Raw genomic sequence first — 16198 nt, forward strand, 5'->3', positions numbered from 1 at the left:
GGTCCGGGTCGCGGTGGTAGTCGCTGTGCGCGAGGGCCGGCAGCCGGCGGTCGCCGCCCGCGCCCGAGAGCGTGGCGTCCCAGGAGGCCAGGGCCGGCAGCCGCGCCGTCGACCGGTGCTCGCCCCACAGCCGCAGGGCGACGGCCGCGGCGTCGTGGAGGTCGCGGGCCTCCTCCCAGTACCGGATCTCCGCGTGGTCGTCGGCGTACCGGCTCGTCAGCAGGAAGGGGTGGTCGTGCGCGAGCTGCTCCAGCCCGCGCCGCACCTCCGACAGCGGCGCCGGCTTCCCCGAGACGCTCAGCGTCACGTGCCAGAGGCGGGACACCGGGCCCTGGTCCTCCCCGCCGGCGCCGTCCCCGGTACCGACGCTGGTCAGCGCTCGTCTCACCAGCCGCCTCCTGTCTGCGCTACGCGTGTCCGCCCCTCACAGTTGACCAGTCCCCGGCCCGCCGCGCGGTGGTTTTCCCGAACCTCAGCCCTGCAGCAGGACCAGATCGTCCCGGTGCACGACCTCCCGCTCGTACGCGGGTCCGAGCTCCCGCGCAAGCTCGCGGGTGGAGCGGCCGAGGAGCTGCGGGAGTTCCTTGGCGTCGAAGTTGACCAGGCCCCGGGCGACCGCGACCCCCTCGGCGGAGCGCAGCTCGACGGGGTCGCCCGCGACGAAGTCGCCTTCGACGGCGGCGATCCCGGCGGGGAGCAGGGAGCTGCCGCGCTGGGTGACGGCGCGGACGGCGCCGTCGTCCAGGACGAGGTGCCCCTGCGGGGTGGAGGCGTGCTGGAGCCACAGCAGCCGGTCCGCGGAGCGGCGGCCGGTGGGGTGGAAGAGGGTGCCGGTCTCGCGGCCGGCGAGGGCGTCCGCCGCCCGGCTGGCGGAGGTGAGGACGACGGGGACGCCGGCCGCGGCGGCGATCCGCGCGGCCTCGACCTTGGTGACCATGCCGCCGGTGCCGACGCCCGCCTTGCCGGCGCTGCCGATGGAGACGTGGGCGATGTCCTCGGGCCCGCGCACCTCCTCGATGCGGGTGGTGCCGGGCAGGGAGGGGTCCCCGTCGTAGAGGCCGTCGACGTCGGAGAGGAGGACGAGGAGGTCGGCGCGGACCAGGTGGGCGACGAGGGCGGCCAGCCGGTCGTTGTCGCCGAAGCGGATCTCGTCGGTGGCGACGGTGTCGTTCTCGTTGACCACGGGCAGCGCCCCCATGGCCAGGAGCTGGTCCAGGGTGTTGAAGGCGTTGCGGTAGTGGGCGCGCCGGCTGGTGTCGTCGGTGGTGAGCAGGACCTGGCCGACGCGGACGCCGTAGCGGGCGAAGGAGGCGGTGTAGCGGGCGACGAGGAGGCCCTGGCCGACGCTGGCGGCCGCCTGCTGGCGGGCCAGGTCCTTGGGGCGGCGGGCGAGGCCGAGGGGGGAGAGGCCGGCGGCGATGGCTCCGGAGGAGACCAGGACGATCTCCCGCTCGCCCCCGCTGCGGGCCTTGGCCAGGACGTCCACCAGCGCGTCCACCCGGTCGGCGTCGAGTCCGCCCGCCGCGGTGGTGAGGGAGGAGGAGCCGACCTTGACCACGATCCTGCGGGCGTCCACGACACCCTGCCTAGCCGCTGACACGTCTTTCCCCTCGCACACGCACGAAAACCGACCGACCGACTGGCTCAATCTACGGGGTCGCGTCCCGCCCCCGCCCGCCGGTTTCAGCCCCTGGACGGGGAGCCCGCCGCTGCCGGCTCCGGTTCGGGGGCCGAGGCCTGGCGCGTCCCCGGGGTGAGGATCTTGCGCGAGAGGAGGAAGGTGAACGGAATGGCGCCGACGGCCGCGACCAGCGGGGCGATCCGGGTGTCCATGCCGGCCCAGGTCACCAGGGCGTAGAGGCCCGCGGACTGGATCACGTAGTTGGTGACGTTGGTCAGGGGGAAGAGCAGGAACTTCTTCCAGGTGGGACGCGTTCGGTAGGTGAAGTAGGTGTTCATGAAGAACGAACCGACCATCGCGAGCAGGAAGGCCAGCGTGTAGGCGGCGAAGTACGGCATCCACCAGTGCAGGGGCAGGTAGAGGACGTAGAAGGTGGCGGTGTTGACCCCGCCCACCAGGGCGAAACGGAATATCTGGCCGAGCTTCTCTCGGCGGGTGGGGGTGCTCATCGGCCGGTGCCTTCCGCGACGGCCGGCTCCGCGGGCGCGGGGGCCACGGGCGCGCCGTGGGCCTCCTTGACCAGGAAGTGCGGGCGACGCTTGGTTTCGTAGTAGATGCGGCCGATGTACTCGCCGATCAGGCCCAACATGATCATCTGCATCCCGCCGATGCCGGCGATCATCGCGATGATCGTGACGTAGCCGGGCGAGTCGATGCCGTTGGTGATCGCCATCACGGTGATCCACAGCGCGTACAGGCCGGTCAGCGCGACGAGCGAGACCCCGAGCCAGATGCCGATGCGCAGCGGCCGGTTGTTGAAGGAGATCAGCCCGTCCATGCCGTAGTTCAGCAGGGAGGCGAACTTCCACTTGGTCTCGCCGGCCTCGCGCTGGGCGTTGCGGTAGTCGAAGTGGACGGTGTCGAAGCCGATCCAGGAGAAGAGGCCCTTGGAGAAGCGGTTGTACTCGGGGAGCGCGAGCAGGGCGTCCACGGCGGGCCGGGACAGCAGCCGGAAGTCGCCGACCCCGTCGGTCAGCTCGACGTCGACCCAGCGGTTGACGCCCCGGTAGTAGAGGCGGCTGAGGGTCGAGCGGAGCTTCTTGTCCCCTTCGCGGGTGCGCCGGGCGATGACCTGGTCGTGGCCCTGGCGGTAGTGCTCCAGCATGGTGGCGATGAGCTCCGGCGGGTGCTGGAGGTCCGCGTCCATGATCACTACGGCGTCGCCGGTGGTCTCGCGCAGGCCGGCGAGCATGCCCGCCTCCTTGCCGAAGTTCCGGCTGAAGGAGACGTAGCGGGTGCGGTCGCCGTGCTCGGCGGCGATCTTCCGGAGCTTGCCGAGGGTGCCGTCGCGGCTGCCGTCGTCGACGTAGCAGACCTCGTACTCGACGGGCAGGCCGTCCAGGACCTTGCGGATCTCCTCGTCGAAGCGGTCGATGACGGCTTCTTCGTTGTAACAGGGGACAACTACCGACAGCTTGGTCATGGGCACTTCCTGCTGGGGTCCGAACGGGTGATTGTCGGCAACCGGACCCGCGTCTCAACTCTTCCTTAGAAGTATGCACGGCGAAGGTCGCCCTGCCCGAGTCGTGCGCGGCACACGGTAGCTTTGACGGGATAAGCGGAATGGAACGAAGGGATCGAGGTGCACGTGCCTGACGTCTCCGTGGTCGTCATCGTCTACAACGACGCAGAGCGTCTGCAGACAGCCGTCCGGTCGGTTTTGGACCAGACCCTGCGCGGGGTCGAAGTCGTGATCGTGGACGACTGCAGCAAGGACCGGTCCTACGAGGTCGCCCAGGAGCTCGAAGCGGCGAATCCGGGACGGGTCCGAGCCTTCCGGCTGCCCGAGAACAGCGGCGGCTGCGGCGCGCCCCGCAACCACGGCATCAAGCAGGCCACCGGCACCTACGTCATGTTCCTGGACAGCGACGACGTCCTGGAGCGCAACGCCTGCCGCAACATGCTGGCCGCCGCCGAGCGCACCGGCTCCGACCTGGTCTCGGGCATGTGCGTGCGCGTGCACCTCGACAACCGCTGGGGCAAGACCACCGAGTGGTACCCCTGGATCTACTCCCGCACCCGCACGCTGGAGTCGATCACCGAGTACCCGGACCTGCTGGTCTACGACACCCTCTCCACGAACAAGTGCTACCGGCGCTCCTTCCTGCTGGAGCAGGGCCTGGAGTTCCCGGTCGGCATCCACTACGAGGACCTGCTGTTCTCGGCCCAGGCGTACGTCGCGGCCCGCCGGATCACCCTGATCCCCAACCACGTCTACTACTGGAACGTGGTCGAGAAGGCCGCCGCCAAGTCGATCAGCAACCGGCGCCACGAGATCGCGAACTTCGTACACCGGATGGAGATCCACCGCCGGGTCGACGAGCTGCTGGCCGCCAAGGGCCACACCGCGATCAAGACCGCCAAGGACGCCAAGTTCCTCAAGCACGACCTGGTGCTGCACCTGCGCGACCTGCCGCTGCTGGGCGACGCCTACCGCCAGGAGTTCGCCCGGCTCGCCAACGGCTACCTGGCCGGCATCGACCCGGCCGCGTACGAGAACGTCACCCACCTCCAGGCGATCTGCGCGTACCTGCTGGGCAAGGAGGACTGGAAGAACCTCCTCGCGGCCGCCGACGCGATGACCAACAAGGGCCGGCTCTCCTCCCCGCTGGCCGAGCGCGACGGCCGGGTCTACTGGTGCTCCGGCCACCTCGACGACGCCGAGGGCCGCCGCATACTGGACGTCACCGACCAGGGCTTCCACACCACGGCGCTGTCCTCCCTGGCCCTGGGCAACCGCCTGACCTCCTACGAGGACGACGGACGCGGCACCGTCACCCTCTCCGGCGCCGTCGTGAACCCGCTGGGCCGGATCGCGGAGGACGCCGAGCTGTCGGCCACCCTGGAGTTCCGGGCCCGGCGGCAGATCGGCGTGCGCTCGTTCAGCTTCCCCGTGGCAACCGTGCGGCACGCCGGTGACACGATCGAGTGGAGCACCACCGCCGACGTCGGCGGCACCGTCCGCCCCCTCGGCATCATCGACGCCGTCTGGGACGTGCGGCTGAAGCTGAAGGCCGGCGGGGACCGGATGACCACCCGCGTCTCCGTCGGCGGGGTCGACCTGGAGTCCGCGGCCCGCCTGCGCGTGCGCCCGCGCCTGACCCGGCTGGTCTCCGACCGCTTCGAGCCGGAGATGACCAAGAAGGGCAACCTCTCCTACGTGCTGGCCGCCGAGGGCGCCGCCGCCGTCCGCACCCAGTCGCTGATCAGCAGCGCCATGCACGGCAAGGCGGCCGGCGTGGTCAAGCGCAGCCTGCGCCGGGCCCTGAAGGCGCGCCGCAACATCGGCTCCGGCGAGCAGAAGGTGAAGGTCTACCACGAGGTCTTCTCGAAGCTGCCGGTCAAGAAGGGCACCGTCGTCTTCGAGAGCCACATGGGCAAGCAGTACAGCGACAGCCCCAAGGCCATCTACGAGGAGCTGGTCCGCCAGAACGCCCCCTTCCAGGCGATCTGGTCCTACGCGGGCGCCAAGCCGACCGGCTTCCCCACCGAGGCCGTCCTGGTCAAGCGCTGGAGCTGGCAGTACCTGCGGGCGCTGGCCCAGGCCGAGTACTGGGTCGACAACCAGGGCTTCCCGCTCGCCCTGTCCAAGCGCCCCGGCACCACGTACATCCAGACCTGGCACGGCTCCGCCCTGAAGCGGATGGGCTTCCACGAGCCCCGCACCAAGGCGCAGGGCAAGCCCGCGCAGGACCGCTTCCAGGCCGCCGTCAACCGCTTCGACCACTTCCTGGTCCGCTCCGAGCACGACGTCCGCACCCTCGCCAAGGGCTTCCGGCTCCGCGACGAGGTACTGCTGCGCACCGGCTACCCGCGCAACGACGCCCTCGTCGCGGCACACCGCGCCGAGGCGGACAGCGGGGAGAGGGTGCGCGGGCCGCTCGCCGCCGAGCTGGGCATCGACCCGGACAAGCGGGTGCTGCTGTACGCGCCGACCTTCCGGGCCAACGCGGACGGCGCCGTGGAGGGCTTCTCGTTCCCCTTCGACGTGGAGGAGTTCGCGGACCGGCTCGGCGACCGGTACACGCTGCTGGTGCGCACGCACTACCTCAACAGCGTCTCCCTGCCGCCGTCGGTCGCGGGCCGGGTGATCGACGTCTCCCGCCACCACGACATCACCCCGCTGCTGGCCCTCGCCGACGGGCTGATCACCGACTACTCGTCCGTGATGTTCGACTACGCGGTGCTGGACCGGCCGATGGTCTTCTTCGCGTACGACTACGAGAAGTACTCGACGGACATCCGCGGCACCTACTTCGACCTGCTGGACAAGGCGCCCGGCCCGGTGGTGGCCACGGCGGACGAGCTGATGCAGGCCGTCGCCGCCTTCGACGAGGCCGACGCCAAGTACGCCGAGGCCCGACGGCGGTTCCTCGCCGAGTTCGGCGAGTACGACCGCGGGGACGCCGCACGCCAGATCGTCGAGAAGTTCTTCACCGGGAGCCGCAAGTGAGCCGGGACATCTTCATCGTCTCCAACAGCGTGGACGAGCTCGGCGGGGTGACCACCTGGTCCCACCAGATGGCCCGGCTCCTCACCGACCGCGGCCACCGCGTGCACATCGTGGGCATCGCCCCCGTGGCCGAGGAGATCCGGCAGAAGCTGCCGGCGGACCTCCCGTACGAGACGACCACCCTCTACGAGACCCACCCGCCGAAGGCCCGCAGGCTGCACGGCGTCAAGGGCCGCCTCAACGCCCCCGAGCGGCGCCGCCAGGCGGCCCGCCGGGCCGGCATGCGGGCCCGGGCCGAGCGGCTGAGCGAGATGTTCCGGGCGGCGGGCCCCGGCTCCGTCGTGATCGTCACCCAGGTCTGGGCGATGGAGTGGGTGGCCCTCTCCGACACCAAGGGGCTCTCCGTCATCGGCATGAGCCACGAGTCCTTCGAGGCCAGCCAGAAGTCCACCCGGGGCGACCGGGTCCGCCGCTGGTACCCGGAGGTCGACCGGCTGCTCGTCCTCACCCCGGAGGACGCCGACCTGTGGATCCGGGCCGGCATGGAGAACGTCGACAGCATGCCGAACCCGCTGCCGTTCATGCCGGACTCCCCCGCCCCGCGCACCGCCAAGGTCGTCGCGAGCGTCGGCCGCCTCGCCTTCGAGAAGGGCGTGGACCTGCTGCTCGACGCCTGGGCGGACGCCGCCCCCCGCCACCCCGACTGGACCCTGCGGATCTACGGGGCGGGCGTCGAGGAGGCCACCCTGCGGGCGCACTGCGTCTCGCTCGGGCTGGAGGACTCCGTCGAGTGGATGGGCAGCACCGACGACGTGCTGGGCGCGCTGAGCGGGGCCTCCGTCTTCGCCCAGGCCTCCCGGGCCGAGGGCTTCCCCATCACCCTGCTGGAGGCGATGGCGGCGGGCCTGCCCGTGGCCGCGTTCGACTGCGCGCCCGGCGTACGGGAGATCGTGCGGCACGGCGAGGACGGCCTGCTGGCCCGCCTCGGCAACACGATGGAGCTGGCCGCGCACCTGGACGCCCTGATGTCGGACGCCGCTACCCGCGACCGGCTCGGCGACGCCGCCTTCCGGAGCGTGCGCCGCTACTCCAGCGCGGAGATCACCGACAGGTGGGAGAAGCTCTTCGCCTTCCTGGAGCGCTGACCCCCTCCCCCGCGTACGACGAAGCCGCCCGCCCCGTCCTCCGGGGCGGGCGGCTTCGTCGCGTACGGGCGCGTCAGACCGTGTGGGCGTCCCTGCTGCCGTCGCGGTGCGGCGCGCTGCGGTTGGCCTCCCAGCCGGCCCAGGCCGAGCTGATCATCTCGCGGACGTCGTGCCGGGCCTTCCAGCCCAGCTCCGCCGCGATCCGGTCGGCGGAGGCCACGACCTTCGCCGGGTCGCCGGGCCGGCGCGGGGTGACGACCGGCGCGTACGTGTGCCCGGTGCCCTCGTTCAGCAGCCCGACCATCTCCTTGACGGAGACTCCCTCACCGCGCCCGATGTTGACCGTGAGGTCCTTGTACTCGCCCGCCGCACCCCACTCGGCGAGCCTGCGGGCCGCCACCACGTGGGCGTCCGCCAGGTCCTCGACGTGGATGTAGTCGCGGATGCAGGTGCCGTCCGGGGTCGGGTAGTCGTCGCCGAAGATCCGGGCGCCCTCGCCGGCGTCGTAGCGCTCGAAGACCATCGGGACCAGGTTGAACACCCCGGTGTCCGCGAGCTCGGGGGCGGCCGCGCCCGCCACGTTGAAGTAGCGCAGGCAGGCCGTGGAGATGCCGTGGGCCCGGCCGGCCGCCCGGACCAGCCACTCGCCCGCCAGCTTGGTCTCGCCGTACGGGCTCAGCGGCCTGCACGGGGTCTCCTCGGTGACCGAGTCCACGTCGGGCATCCCGTACACGGAGGCGGAGGAGGAGAAGAGGAAGTTGCGGATGCCGGCCGCGGCCACGGCCCCGAGCAGGACCTGGAGGCCCTCCACGTTCTCGTGGTAGTAGTACAGCGGCTTCTCGACGGACTCGCCGACCTGCTTCTTGCCCGCCAGGTGCACCACGCCGGTGATCTTGTGCCGGGCGATGGCCTCGTCCAGGGCGAGCCGGTCGAGCACCGAGGCGGTCACCAGCGGCACGCCCTCCGGCACCCGGTCCTCCCGGCCCGTGGAGAGGTCGTCGAAGACCACGACCCGCTGCCCCGCGAGCAGCATCGCGCGGACGACGTGCGCGCCGATGTATCCGGCGCCACCGGTGATCAGAAACGTCATGCGTATTCTCCCGAGCTCTAGCGTGACCTGCGCGTGCGGGCGCGGTCGAGGCGGTTGCGTACGAAGGTCAGCGCGCCCCCGGCACCGGGGGCGAGGCGCAGCGCGAGCGCGCCGGAGGCCGTGCGGTAGGGCTGCGCCAGCAGAACACCGTACCGGCTGCTGGGCAGGGCCCGGCGGCGCAGCAGCCCGCCCAGGGGGCGCAGCGAGGTGACCGGGGAGCTCCCGTCGGCGCAGCTCACGCCCGCCCGGACGTCCCAGGCCTGCATCCCGCGCAGCCCCCGGCGGCGGCCCTCGGCGGCCAGCGAGGCGAGCCGGAACGGGACCTCGGCGGTCCAGCCGTCCCCGTCGGCGGCGGGCCGCAGCTCCACGGGGCGCACCTGGACGGGCTCGCCCCCGGCCCGGGGCAGGAAGCTCAGCTGGACGCTCCGCGGGCGGGCCTCGGCGAGCCGCCCGTACAGCTCGCGGACCCGGAGCTGGACGGCCGCGCCCCCGGCGGGCCGCGCGTCCACGGTCAGCGGCAGGTCGGCGGCGGGCAGGTCCGCGAGCCCGTCCAGCGGGACCGGCAGCTCCTCGCTCCACACCGGCTCCCCGGCGGGACCGGCCGCGTACGGGGGCAGCAGCCGGGCGGGCTCGGCGGCCAGGCCCGTCATCAGCCGTTCGACGTCGGCGGGCGGGGTCTCGCGGGCCAGCAGCACGCGGGCGGTCCAGCGGGCGCGGGCGGGGGCCGCGTCGAGGTCGGCCGCGTCGAAGCCCGCCAGGTAGTCGCGGGTCAGGGTCCACCAGGCGGCCCGGTAGCCGGGGTCCCCGCCGAGCTCGCGCAGGTACATGCGCAGGTCGTAGTCGAGGAACTTCACCTGGCAGGCGTGGCCCAGCTCCGGCGAGGCGGCGGCGAGGGTGCGGGAGGCGGTGCGGTGGGCCTCGACGCGGGAGCGCCAGTTGCCGATGTCCTTGCGGTCCAGGGAGATGGACACCTGGGCGGCGCTGCGGCGCACGTGCCACACGTAGACGAGGTCGCCGACGACCGCGATGCGGGGGGCGGCGGCCAGGACCCGGGAGGTGAAGACGAAGTCCTCGTAGACGAAGCGGCCGTCGGGGAAGCGGATCCCGTGCTTCTCCAGGAAGGAGCGCTCGTACAGCTTGTTGACGCAGAGGGTGTCGCGGACCAGCTCGGGCCGGTCCGCGGGCCGCTCGACCACCTCGCCGGGCGTGTACAGCCCGGGCATCCACGGCACGTCGCGGCCCTCGGGCAGCTCGCGCCGGACGCACGCGCCGACCGTGACGGGGGCGCGGTGCTCCTCGGCCGCCCGCAGCAGGGCCTCGGCCGCGCCCGGGGGCAGGACGTCGTCGCTGTCCAGGAAGAGGACGTACGGGGAGGTCGCGGCGGCGATCCCGTCGTTGCGCGGGGTGCCGCAGCCGCCGCTGTTCTCCGTCCGGTGGATGACCTTCAGGCGCGGATGGGCCCCGGCCAGCTCGTCCAGGACCCGGGCGGTCGCGTCCGAGGAGGCGTCGTCGACGGCGATGACCTCGGCGACCACCGGGCCCTGGGCGAGGGCCGAGAAGACGGCCTCGCCCACGAGCCCGGCGTCGTTGTACGCGATCACGACCACGGACACCGAGGGGGTGTCACTGCTGGAATTGCTGCTGCTCACCCGCAGGATCCTAGGCGAACGGCGTAAAGCGGGCTTCAAGTCCGCCGCGGGGCGCGCGGCGCACTAGAAGGGACGGAACTCGTCGTACTCCTGCTGGGCGGAGTCGCCGCGCTTGGCTTCCTTCTCCTTGCGGCGCTGGGTGGCCGGACGCGGGGCTTCCATGCGGTGGTCCTCACCGCGGCGGCCCAGCATCTCGGCGCCGGCCATCATGGTCGGCTCCCAGTCGAAGACGACCGCGTTGTCGTCGGAGCCGATGGCGACGCCGTCGCCCGCCTTGGCGCCGGCCTTGCGGAGCGCGTCCTCGACACCGAGGCGGTTGAGCCGGTCGGCGAGGTAGCCGACGGCCTCGTCGTTGTTGAAGTCGGTCTGGCGGACCCAGCGCTCCGGCTTCTCGCCGCGCACCCTGTACACGTCCTCGACCTCGTCGTACGCGACGGTGAAGCCGGCGTCGTCCACGGCCTTCGGACGGATGACGATCCGGGTCGCCTCCTGCTTGGGCGTGCGGGCGCGCGCCTTGGCGACGACCTCGGCGAGGAAGTAGGAGAGCTCCTTGAGGCCGGTGCGGGCGACCGCGGAGACCTCGAAGACCTTGTAGCCGCGGGCCTCCAGGTCCGGGCGGACCATCTCGGCGAGGTCCTGGCCGTCGGGGATGTCGACCTTGTTCAGCACGACGAGGCGGGGGCGCTTCTCCAGGCCGCCGCCGTAGAGCTTGAGCTCCTCCTCGATCAGGTCGAGGTCGCCGACCGGGTCGCGGTCCGACTCCAGGGTGGCGGTGTCCAGGACGTGCACGAGGACCGAGCAGCGCTCGACGTGGCGCAGGAACTCCAGGCCGAGGCCCTTGCCCTGGCTGGCGCCCGGGATCAGGCCGGGGACGTCGGCGATCGTGTAGACCGTCGAGCCGGCGGTGACCACGCCCAGGTTCGGGACGAGGGTGGTGAAGGGGTAGTCGGCGATCTTCGGCTTGGCGGCGGAGAGCACCGAGATCAGCGAGGACTTGCCGGCGCTGGGGAAGCCGACGAGCGCCACGTCGGCGACGGTCTTCAGCTCCAGGACGATGTCGCCCATGGTGCCGGGGACGCCGAGGAGGGCGAAGCCGGGGGCCTTGCGGCGGGCGGAGGACAGGGCGGCGTTGCCGAGGCCGCCGCGGCCGCCCTCGGCGGCCACGTACGTGGTGCCCTGGCCGACGAGGTCGGCGAGGACGTTGCCCTCCTTGTCGAGGACGACGGTGCCGTCCGGCACGGGCAGGATCAGGTCCTGGCCGTCCTTGCCGGAGCGGTTGCCGCCCTCGCCGGGCTTGCCGTTGGTGGCCTTGCGGTGCGGGCTGTGGTGGTAGTCCAGCAGGGTGGTGATCGCCTGCTCCACCACCAGGATCACGTCACCGCCGCGGCCGCCGTTGCCGCCGTCGGGTCCGCCCAGGGGCTTGAACTTCTCCCGGTGAACGGAGGCGCAGCCGTGGCCTCCGTTACCCGCGGCGACGTGCAGCTCGACGCGGTCCACGAAGGTGGTCATGGGTGTTCCTCCAGATACTTACGGGAATGTCCCGGACAGGCCTTGCTGCCCATTAAACGTGTCTATGTGACAACGCGCCGAGGGCGGACCTCTCTTCCCGGCTTGCGCCGGGAAGAGTTGAGATCCGCCCTCGGGGTGTTACGAACGCTTCAGATCAGCAGAGCTGGATCAGGCGGCCGGAACGATGTTGACGACCTTGCGGCCACGGTGCGTACCGAACTGCACCGCACCCGGCAGCAGCGCGAACAGCGTGTCGTCGCCACCGCGACCGACACCCGCACCCGGGTGGAAGTGGGTGCCGCGCTGGCGGACGAGGATCTCGCCGGCGGAGACGACCTGACCGCCGAAGCGCTTCACGCCGAGCCGCTGAGCATTGGAATCGCGCCCGTTCCGGGTGGAAGATGCGCCCTTCTTGTGTGCCATGTCTCAGTCCCTCTTACTTCGCAGCCGCGGGGATACCGGTGACCTTGATCGCCGTGTACTGCTGGCGGTGACCCTGGCGACGGCGGTAGCCGGTCTTGTTCTTGTAGCGCAGGATGTCGATCTTGGCGCCCTTGTGGTGGTCCACGACCTCGGCCGTGACCTTGATGCCGGCCAGGACCCACGGGTCGCTGGTCACGGCTTCGCCGTCGACAACGAGCAGGGTCGAGAGCTCGACCGTGTCGCCAACCTTGGCAGTGGAAATCTTGTCAACCTCAACGATGTCGCCGACAGCAACCTTGTGCTGGCGACCACCGCTGCGCACGATGGCGTACACGCGGATCTCTCTCTCACTCGGGACGGATGCTCCTGAAGCCAGCCGCTCACGCGGGCCGGGGCCCACGGTGATCCGGAATGGACGAGCGGCCTCTCCCGGGTCCCGTCCGCTTGCGCGGAGGGTGCGGGAGGAAGGTGCTCAGGAGCGCGGCGCGCGCTGCACGGTAAACGTCCAGGACACGCCGACGGTCTAGGTTACGGGGCCGGTTCCGGAGGGTCAAACCGGGCCCCCGCGTGCCCGTGGGCCCCGCCTTCCGGCGGGGCCCACGGACGGTGCGTCGATCAGGCCTCGGCCGGAGCCGAGACGGACGGCGGGGTCTGCTGCTCCGCCGCCGCGGTCTTCTTCGTCGCCCGCTTCGCGGCGGTCTTCTTGACCGTCGTCGTCTTCTTCGCGGCCGTCTTCTTGGCGGCCGCCGCCTTCTTGGCCGGGGCCTTCTTCGCCGTGGCCGCCTTCTTGGCCGGAGCCTTGCGGGCGGTCTTCTTGGCCGGCGCCGGGGCCTCGGCCTCGGCGTCCGCCTCGACGGCGGGCTCGGCGTCGGCCTTGGCCTCGACCGCTGCGGCCGGCTCGGCCGCGGGGGCCTCGACGACGACGACGGCGGCCTCGGCCGCACCGGCCGGCGCGGTGGCCTTGCGGACGGCGCGGCGGCGCGGACGCGCCGGGGCGGCCTCCACGACGGGCTCGGGCTCGGCCACGGGCTCCGCGACGGCTTCGGCGACGGCCTCCACGACCGGCTCGGGCTCGGGCTCGGCGACGGCCTCCACGACCGGCTCCGGCTCGGGCTCGACCACGGCCTCCACGACCGGCTCGGGAGCCGGAGCGGTGGCCTTGCGGGTCGCCCGGCGACGGGTACGGCCCTTCGGCGCGGCCTCCTCGGCCACCGGGGCGGCCTCGACCGGAGCGGCCTCGACCGTCTCCACGGCCTCGACGGCCTCGGCGACGACCTCGGCGGCCGGCTCCAGCACCGTGTCGGCGGGCTCGGCGACCGGCTCGTCCACGACGGCCGGGGTCACCGGCGCCGGGGCGGCCTGCCGCTCGCCACCGCGCGGGGCGCCCGCCGGAGCGGTCGCCTTACGGGTGGCACGACGGCGGTTGCGGCGCCCGCTGATGCCCGCGGCGGCCTCGGCCTCGGCCGGGCTGCCGTACAGCTCCTCGCCCGGGACGAACGCCGGCTCCGGCAGCGCCCGCGGCGCGGCGACCTCGGCGGCCACCTCGGCCTCGGTCTCGAACACCTCGGCCTCGACGGTCTCGGCCGTCTCCAGCTCGTGCTCGTGCTCCGGGCCGCGGCCGCCACGGCGCTTGGCGCGCTTGCCGTTGCCGCCGCCGCCGACCACGGCCGGGGTGTCCATGTGGACGATGACGCCGCGCCCGTTGCAGTGGACGCAGGTCTCGGAGAAGGACTCCAGCAGGCCCTGGCCCACGCGCTTGCGGGTCATCTGGACCAGGCCGAGCGAGGTGACCTCGGCCACCTGGTGCTTCGTGCGGTCCCGGCCCAGGCACTCCAGCATGCGCCGCAGCACCAGGTCGCGGTTGGACTCCAGGACCATGTCGATGAAGTCGATGACCACGATGCCGCCGAGGTCGCGCAGCCGCAGCTGGCGCACGATCTCCTCGGCCGCCTCCAGGTTGTTCCGGGTGACGGTCTCCTCGAGGTTGCCGCCCTGGCCCGTGAACTTGCCGGTGTTGACGTCGATGACGATCATCGCCTCGGTCTTGTCGATCACGAGGGAGCCGCCCGAGGGCAGCCACACCTTGCGGTCGAGCGCCTTGGCGAGCTGCTCGTCGATCCGGTACGTCGCGAAGACGTCCACCTCGGAGGTCCAGCGGGACAGCCGGTCGGCCAGGTCCGGGGCCACGTGGGACACGTAGCCGTGGATGGTCTCCCACGCCTGGTCACCGCTGATGATGACCTTGGAGAAGTCCTCGTTGAAGATGTCGCGCACGACGCGGACGGTCATGTCCGGCTCGCCGTACAGCAGGCTCGGCGACGAGGTCGTGATCTGCTTCGACTTCTTCTGGATGTCCTCCCACTGCGCCTGCAGACGCTCGACGTCGCGGCGCAGCTCGTCCTCGCTCGCGCCCTCGGCGGCGGTGCGCACGATGACGCCCGCGTCCTCGGGGACGATCTTCTTGAGGATGGTCTTCAGGCGCGCGCGCTCGGTGTCGGGCAGCTTGCGGCTGATACCGGTCATCGAGCCCTCGGGCACGTAGACGAGGTAGCGGCCGGGCAGCGAGACCTGGCTGGTCAGGCGGGCGCCCTTGTGGCCGATCGGGTCCTTGGTGACCTGCACCAGGACCGACTGGCCGGACTTGAGGGCGGACTCGATGCGGCGCGGCCCGTTGGCCATGCCGAGCGCCTCGAAGTTGACCTCACCGGCGTACAGGACGGCGTTGCGGCCCTTGCCGATGTCGATGAAGGCGGCCTCCATCGACGGCAGCACGTTCTGGACCTTGCCCAGGTAGACGTTGCCGACGTACGAGGTGGCCTCTTCCTTGTTGACGTAGTGCTCGACGAGCACGTTGTCCTCGAGGACGCCGATCTGGGTGCGCTCGCCGGCCTGGCGGACGACCATCACGCGCTCGACGGCCTCACGGCGGGCCAGGAACTCGGCCTCGGTGATGATCGGCACGCGGCGGCGGCCCTGCTCGCGGCCCTCGCGGCGGCGCTGCTTCTTCGCCTCCAGGCGGGTCGAGCCCTTGATGGACTGGACCTCGTCGGACGGCTCGGCCTTCTCGCGCGCCGGGCGCGGCTCGCGGACCTTGACGACGGTGCGGACACCGTCCTCCTCGCCCGCCTCGGACTCGGCGGCGTCACCGCTGCGGCGACGGCGACGGCGGCGACGGCGGCTGGAGGAGGAACCGAGGGCCTCTTCGGCCTCCTCGTCCTCTTCCTGGTCCTCCTCGTCGGCGGCCTCGGCCCCGGCCTCCTCCTCGACGCCCTCGTCGAGGTCGGCGGCCTCACCGCGGCGGCGGCGACGGCCACCGCGGCGGCGGCGGCGCGAGGGGCGGTCGCCCGACTCGTCGGACTCCTCCTCGTCGAAGTCGGCGGCCTCGGCCTCCGGCTCCTCCTCGGCGTACTCGGTCTCGGCGACGACCTCGGCCAGGGTCACGGGCTCGGCGGCGGCGCCACGACGGCGGCGGCGACGGCCGGCCGGCTGGGCGGCGGCGGGGGCCTGGACCTCGGCGACGGCCTCGGTCTCCTCCTCCTCGGCCTCCTCGTCCGCGTCCACGGCGGCAGCGGCGGCCGCGGCGGCGAGGGCGGCGGTCTCCGGGGTCTGGAACATCGGCTCGGCGAAGACCGGGGCCTGGAAGACGGCCACGGCCGGGCGCGCGGCGCGGCGGGCGGCGCGGTTGGGGGCGGCGGGCGCCTCCGGAGCGGCGGCGGGCTCGGGCTGCGCGGCGGCGGCCGGAGCGGCGGCCCGGGTGGCGCGGCGGCGGCCGCGCTTCGGGGCGTCGACGGCGTCGGCGACGGTGACGGCGCGGGTGGCGGCCTTGGGGGCCTCCTCCACGACCGGGGCCTCCTCGGCCTCTGCCTCGGCCGGAGCGGCCTCGGCGGCGGCCGGGGCGGCCACGGCGCGGGTGGCACGGCGACGGGCACGCGGAGCCGGGGCGGCGGCCGGAGCCTCCTCCTCGACCACGACGGCCTCGGCGGCGGGCGCCTCGGGGGCGGCGGCCGGCTCGGCGGCGGCCGGAGCCGCCACGGCGCGGACCGCACGACGGCGGGCACGCGGAGCCGGAGCGGCCGGGGCCTCCTCGGCGGCGGGCGCGGCCTCGGCGACCGGAGCGGCCTCGGCGACGGGCGCCTCGGGGGCGGTGGCGGCACGAGGAACTTCTCGGCCCGGGCCCGCAGGGTGGCGCTCTTGGTGTCGGAGAAGGTCCGCATCACATAGCGGTGGGCGCTCATGTACGTGCCCTGG

At 72.7% G+C, this 16198-nt stretch carries 11 protein-coding genes and 1 pseudogene; 2 read left to right on the plus strand and 10 right to left on the minus strand.

Annotated features, from left to right (window positions below; all coding sequences use genetic code 11):
* From AB0O29_RS29575 to AB0O29_RS29590, 4 genes and pseudogenes are all read right to left on the minus strand, one after another.
* Positions 1-388: pseudogene (locus AB0O29_RS29575) on the minus strand (hypothetical protein); the annotation flags it as partial.
* Between the two features lie 84 nt (positions 389-472).
* The gene (gene proB, locus AB0O29_RS29580) at positions 473-1600 is read right to left on the minus strand and encodes a glutamate 5-kinase (RefSeq protein WP_365157476.1); all 1128 of its coding nucleotides are present in this window, start codon (positions 1598-1600) and stop codon (positions 473-475) included.
* A gap of 83 nt (positions 1601-1683) precedes the next feature.
* Positions 1684-2130 (minus strand): GtrA family protein, encoded by a 447-nt coding sequence (locus tag AB0O29_RS29585; RefSeq protein WP_365157479.1) that lies wholly within the window; start codon positions 2128-2130, stop codon positions 1684-1686.
* Positions 2127-3104 (minus strand): glycosyltransferase family 2 protein, encoded by a 978-nt coding sequence (locus AB0O29_RS29590; protein WP_365157482.1) that lies wholly within the window; start codon positions 3102-3104, stop codon positions 2127-2129. The genes AB0O29_RS29585 and AB0O29_RS29590 overlap by 4 nt, the downstream gene beginning before the upstream one ends.
* A gap of 159 nt (positions 3105-3263) precedes the next feature.
* Here AB0O29_RS29590 and AB0O29_RS29595 point away from each other — a divergent pair, with 159 nt between their 5' ends.
* Both AB0O29_RS29595 and AB0O29_RS29600 read left to right on the plus strand, forming a co-directional pair.
* Positions 3264-6134: a bifunctional glycosyltransferase family 2 protein/CDP-glycerol:glycerophosphate glycerophosphotransferase gene (locus AB0O29_RS29595; RefSeq protein ID WP_365157485.1), complete on the plus strand. Its 2871-nt coding sequence runs from the start codon at positions 3264-3266 to the stop codon at positions 6132-6134.
* Complete coding sequence (locus tag AB0O29_RS29600) at positions 6131-7279, plus strand: glycosyltransferase (protein ID WP_365157487.1); 1149 nt, start codon at positions 6131-6133, stop codon at positions 7277-7279. Before AB0O29_RS29595 ends, AB0O29_RS29600 begins: the two co-directional genes overlap by 4 nt.
* A gap of 73 nt (positions 7280-7352) precedes the next feature.
* Here AB0O29_RS29600 and galE read toward each other — a convergent pair whose 3' ends face one another.
* The 6 genes from galE to AB0O29_RS29630 form a co-directional block, all read right to left on the minus strand.
* Positions 7353-8369 (minus strand): UDP-glucose 4-epimerase GalE, encoded by a 1017-nt coding sequence (gene galE, locus AB0O29_RS29605; protein ID WP_365157490.1) that lies wholly within the window; start codon positions 8367-8369, stop codon positions 7353-7355.
* Between the two features lie 17 nt (positions 8370-8386).
* On the minus strand, positions 8387-10018 hold the full coding sequence (locus tag AB0O29_RS29610; RefSeq protein WP_365157493.1) for a glycosyltransferase family 2 protein: 1632 nt from the start codon (positions 10016-10018) through the stop codon (positions 8387-8389).
* A 63-nt stretch (positions 10019-10081) separates the two neighbouring features.
* On the minus strand, positions 10082-11527 hold the full coding sequence (gene obgE / locus AB0O29_RS29615; RefSeq protein WP_365157496.1) for a GTPase ObgE: 1446 nt from the start codon (positions 11525-11527) through the stop codon (positions 10082-10084).
* A 168-nt stretch (positions 11528-11695) separates the two neighbouring features.
* A complete protein-coding gene (rpmA, locus tag AB0O29_RS29620; protein ID WP_007264038.1) occupies positions 11696-11950 on the minus strand; it encodes a 50S ribosomal protein L27 in 255 nt (84 codons plus the stop codon).
* 13 nt (positions 11951-11963) lie between these two features.
* Positions 11964-12284: a 50S ribosomal protein L21 gene (gene rplU, locus AB0O29_RS29625; protein ID WP_030013082.1), complete on the minus strand. Its 321-nt coding sequence runs from the start codon at positions 12282-12284 to the stop codon at positions 11964-11966.
* A gap of 281 nt (positions 12285-12565) precedes the next feature.
* The gene (locus AB0O29_RS29630) at positions 12566-15982 is read right to left on the minus strand and encodes an Rne/Rng family ribonuclease (protein WP_365157500.1); all 3417 of its coding nucleotides are present in this window, start codon (positions 15980-15982) and stop codon (positions 12566-12568) included.
* Between the last annotated feature and the right edge of the window lie 216 nt (positions 15983-16198).

This window comes from Streptomyces sp. NPDC089915, assembly GCF_040684675.1.
Lineage (GTDB): Bacteria > Actinomycetota > Actinomycetes > Streptomycetales > Streptomycetaceae > Streptomyces.

Coding starts and splice junctions, on each gene's coding strand:
- AB0O29_RS29590 (WP_365157482.1), bottom strand. CDS start 3,104: ATGACCAAGCTGTCGGTAGTTGTCCCCTGTTACAACGAAGAAGCCGTC.
- obgE (WP_365157496.1), bottom strand. CDS start 11,527: ATGACCACCTTCGTGGACCGCGTCGAGCTGCACGTCGCCGCGGGTAAC.
- AB0O29_RS29585 (WP_365157479.1), bottom strand. CDS start 2,130: ATGAGCACCCCCACCCGCCGAGAGAAGCTCGGCCAGATATTCCGTTTC.
- rpmA (WP_007264038.1), bottom strand. CDS start 11,950: ATGGCACACAAGAAGGGCGCATCTTCCACCCGGAACGGGCGCGATTCC.
- galE (WP_365157490.1), bottom strand. CDS start 8,369: ATGACGTTTCTGATCACCGGTGGCGCCGGATACATCGGCGCGCACGTC.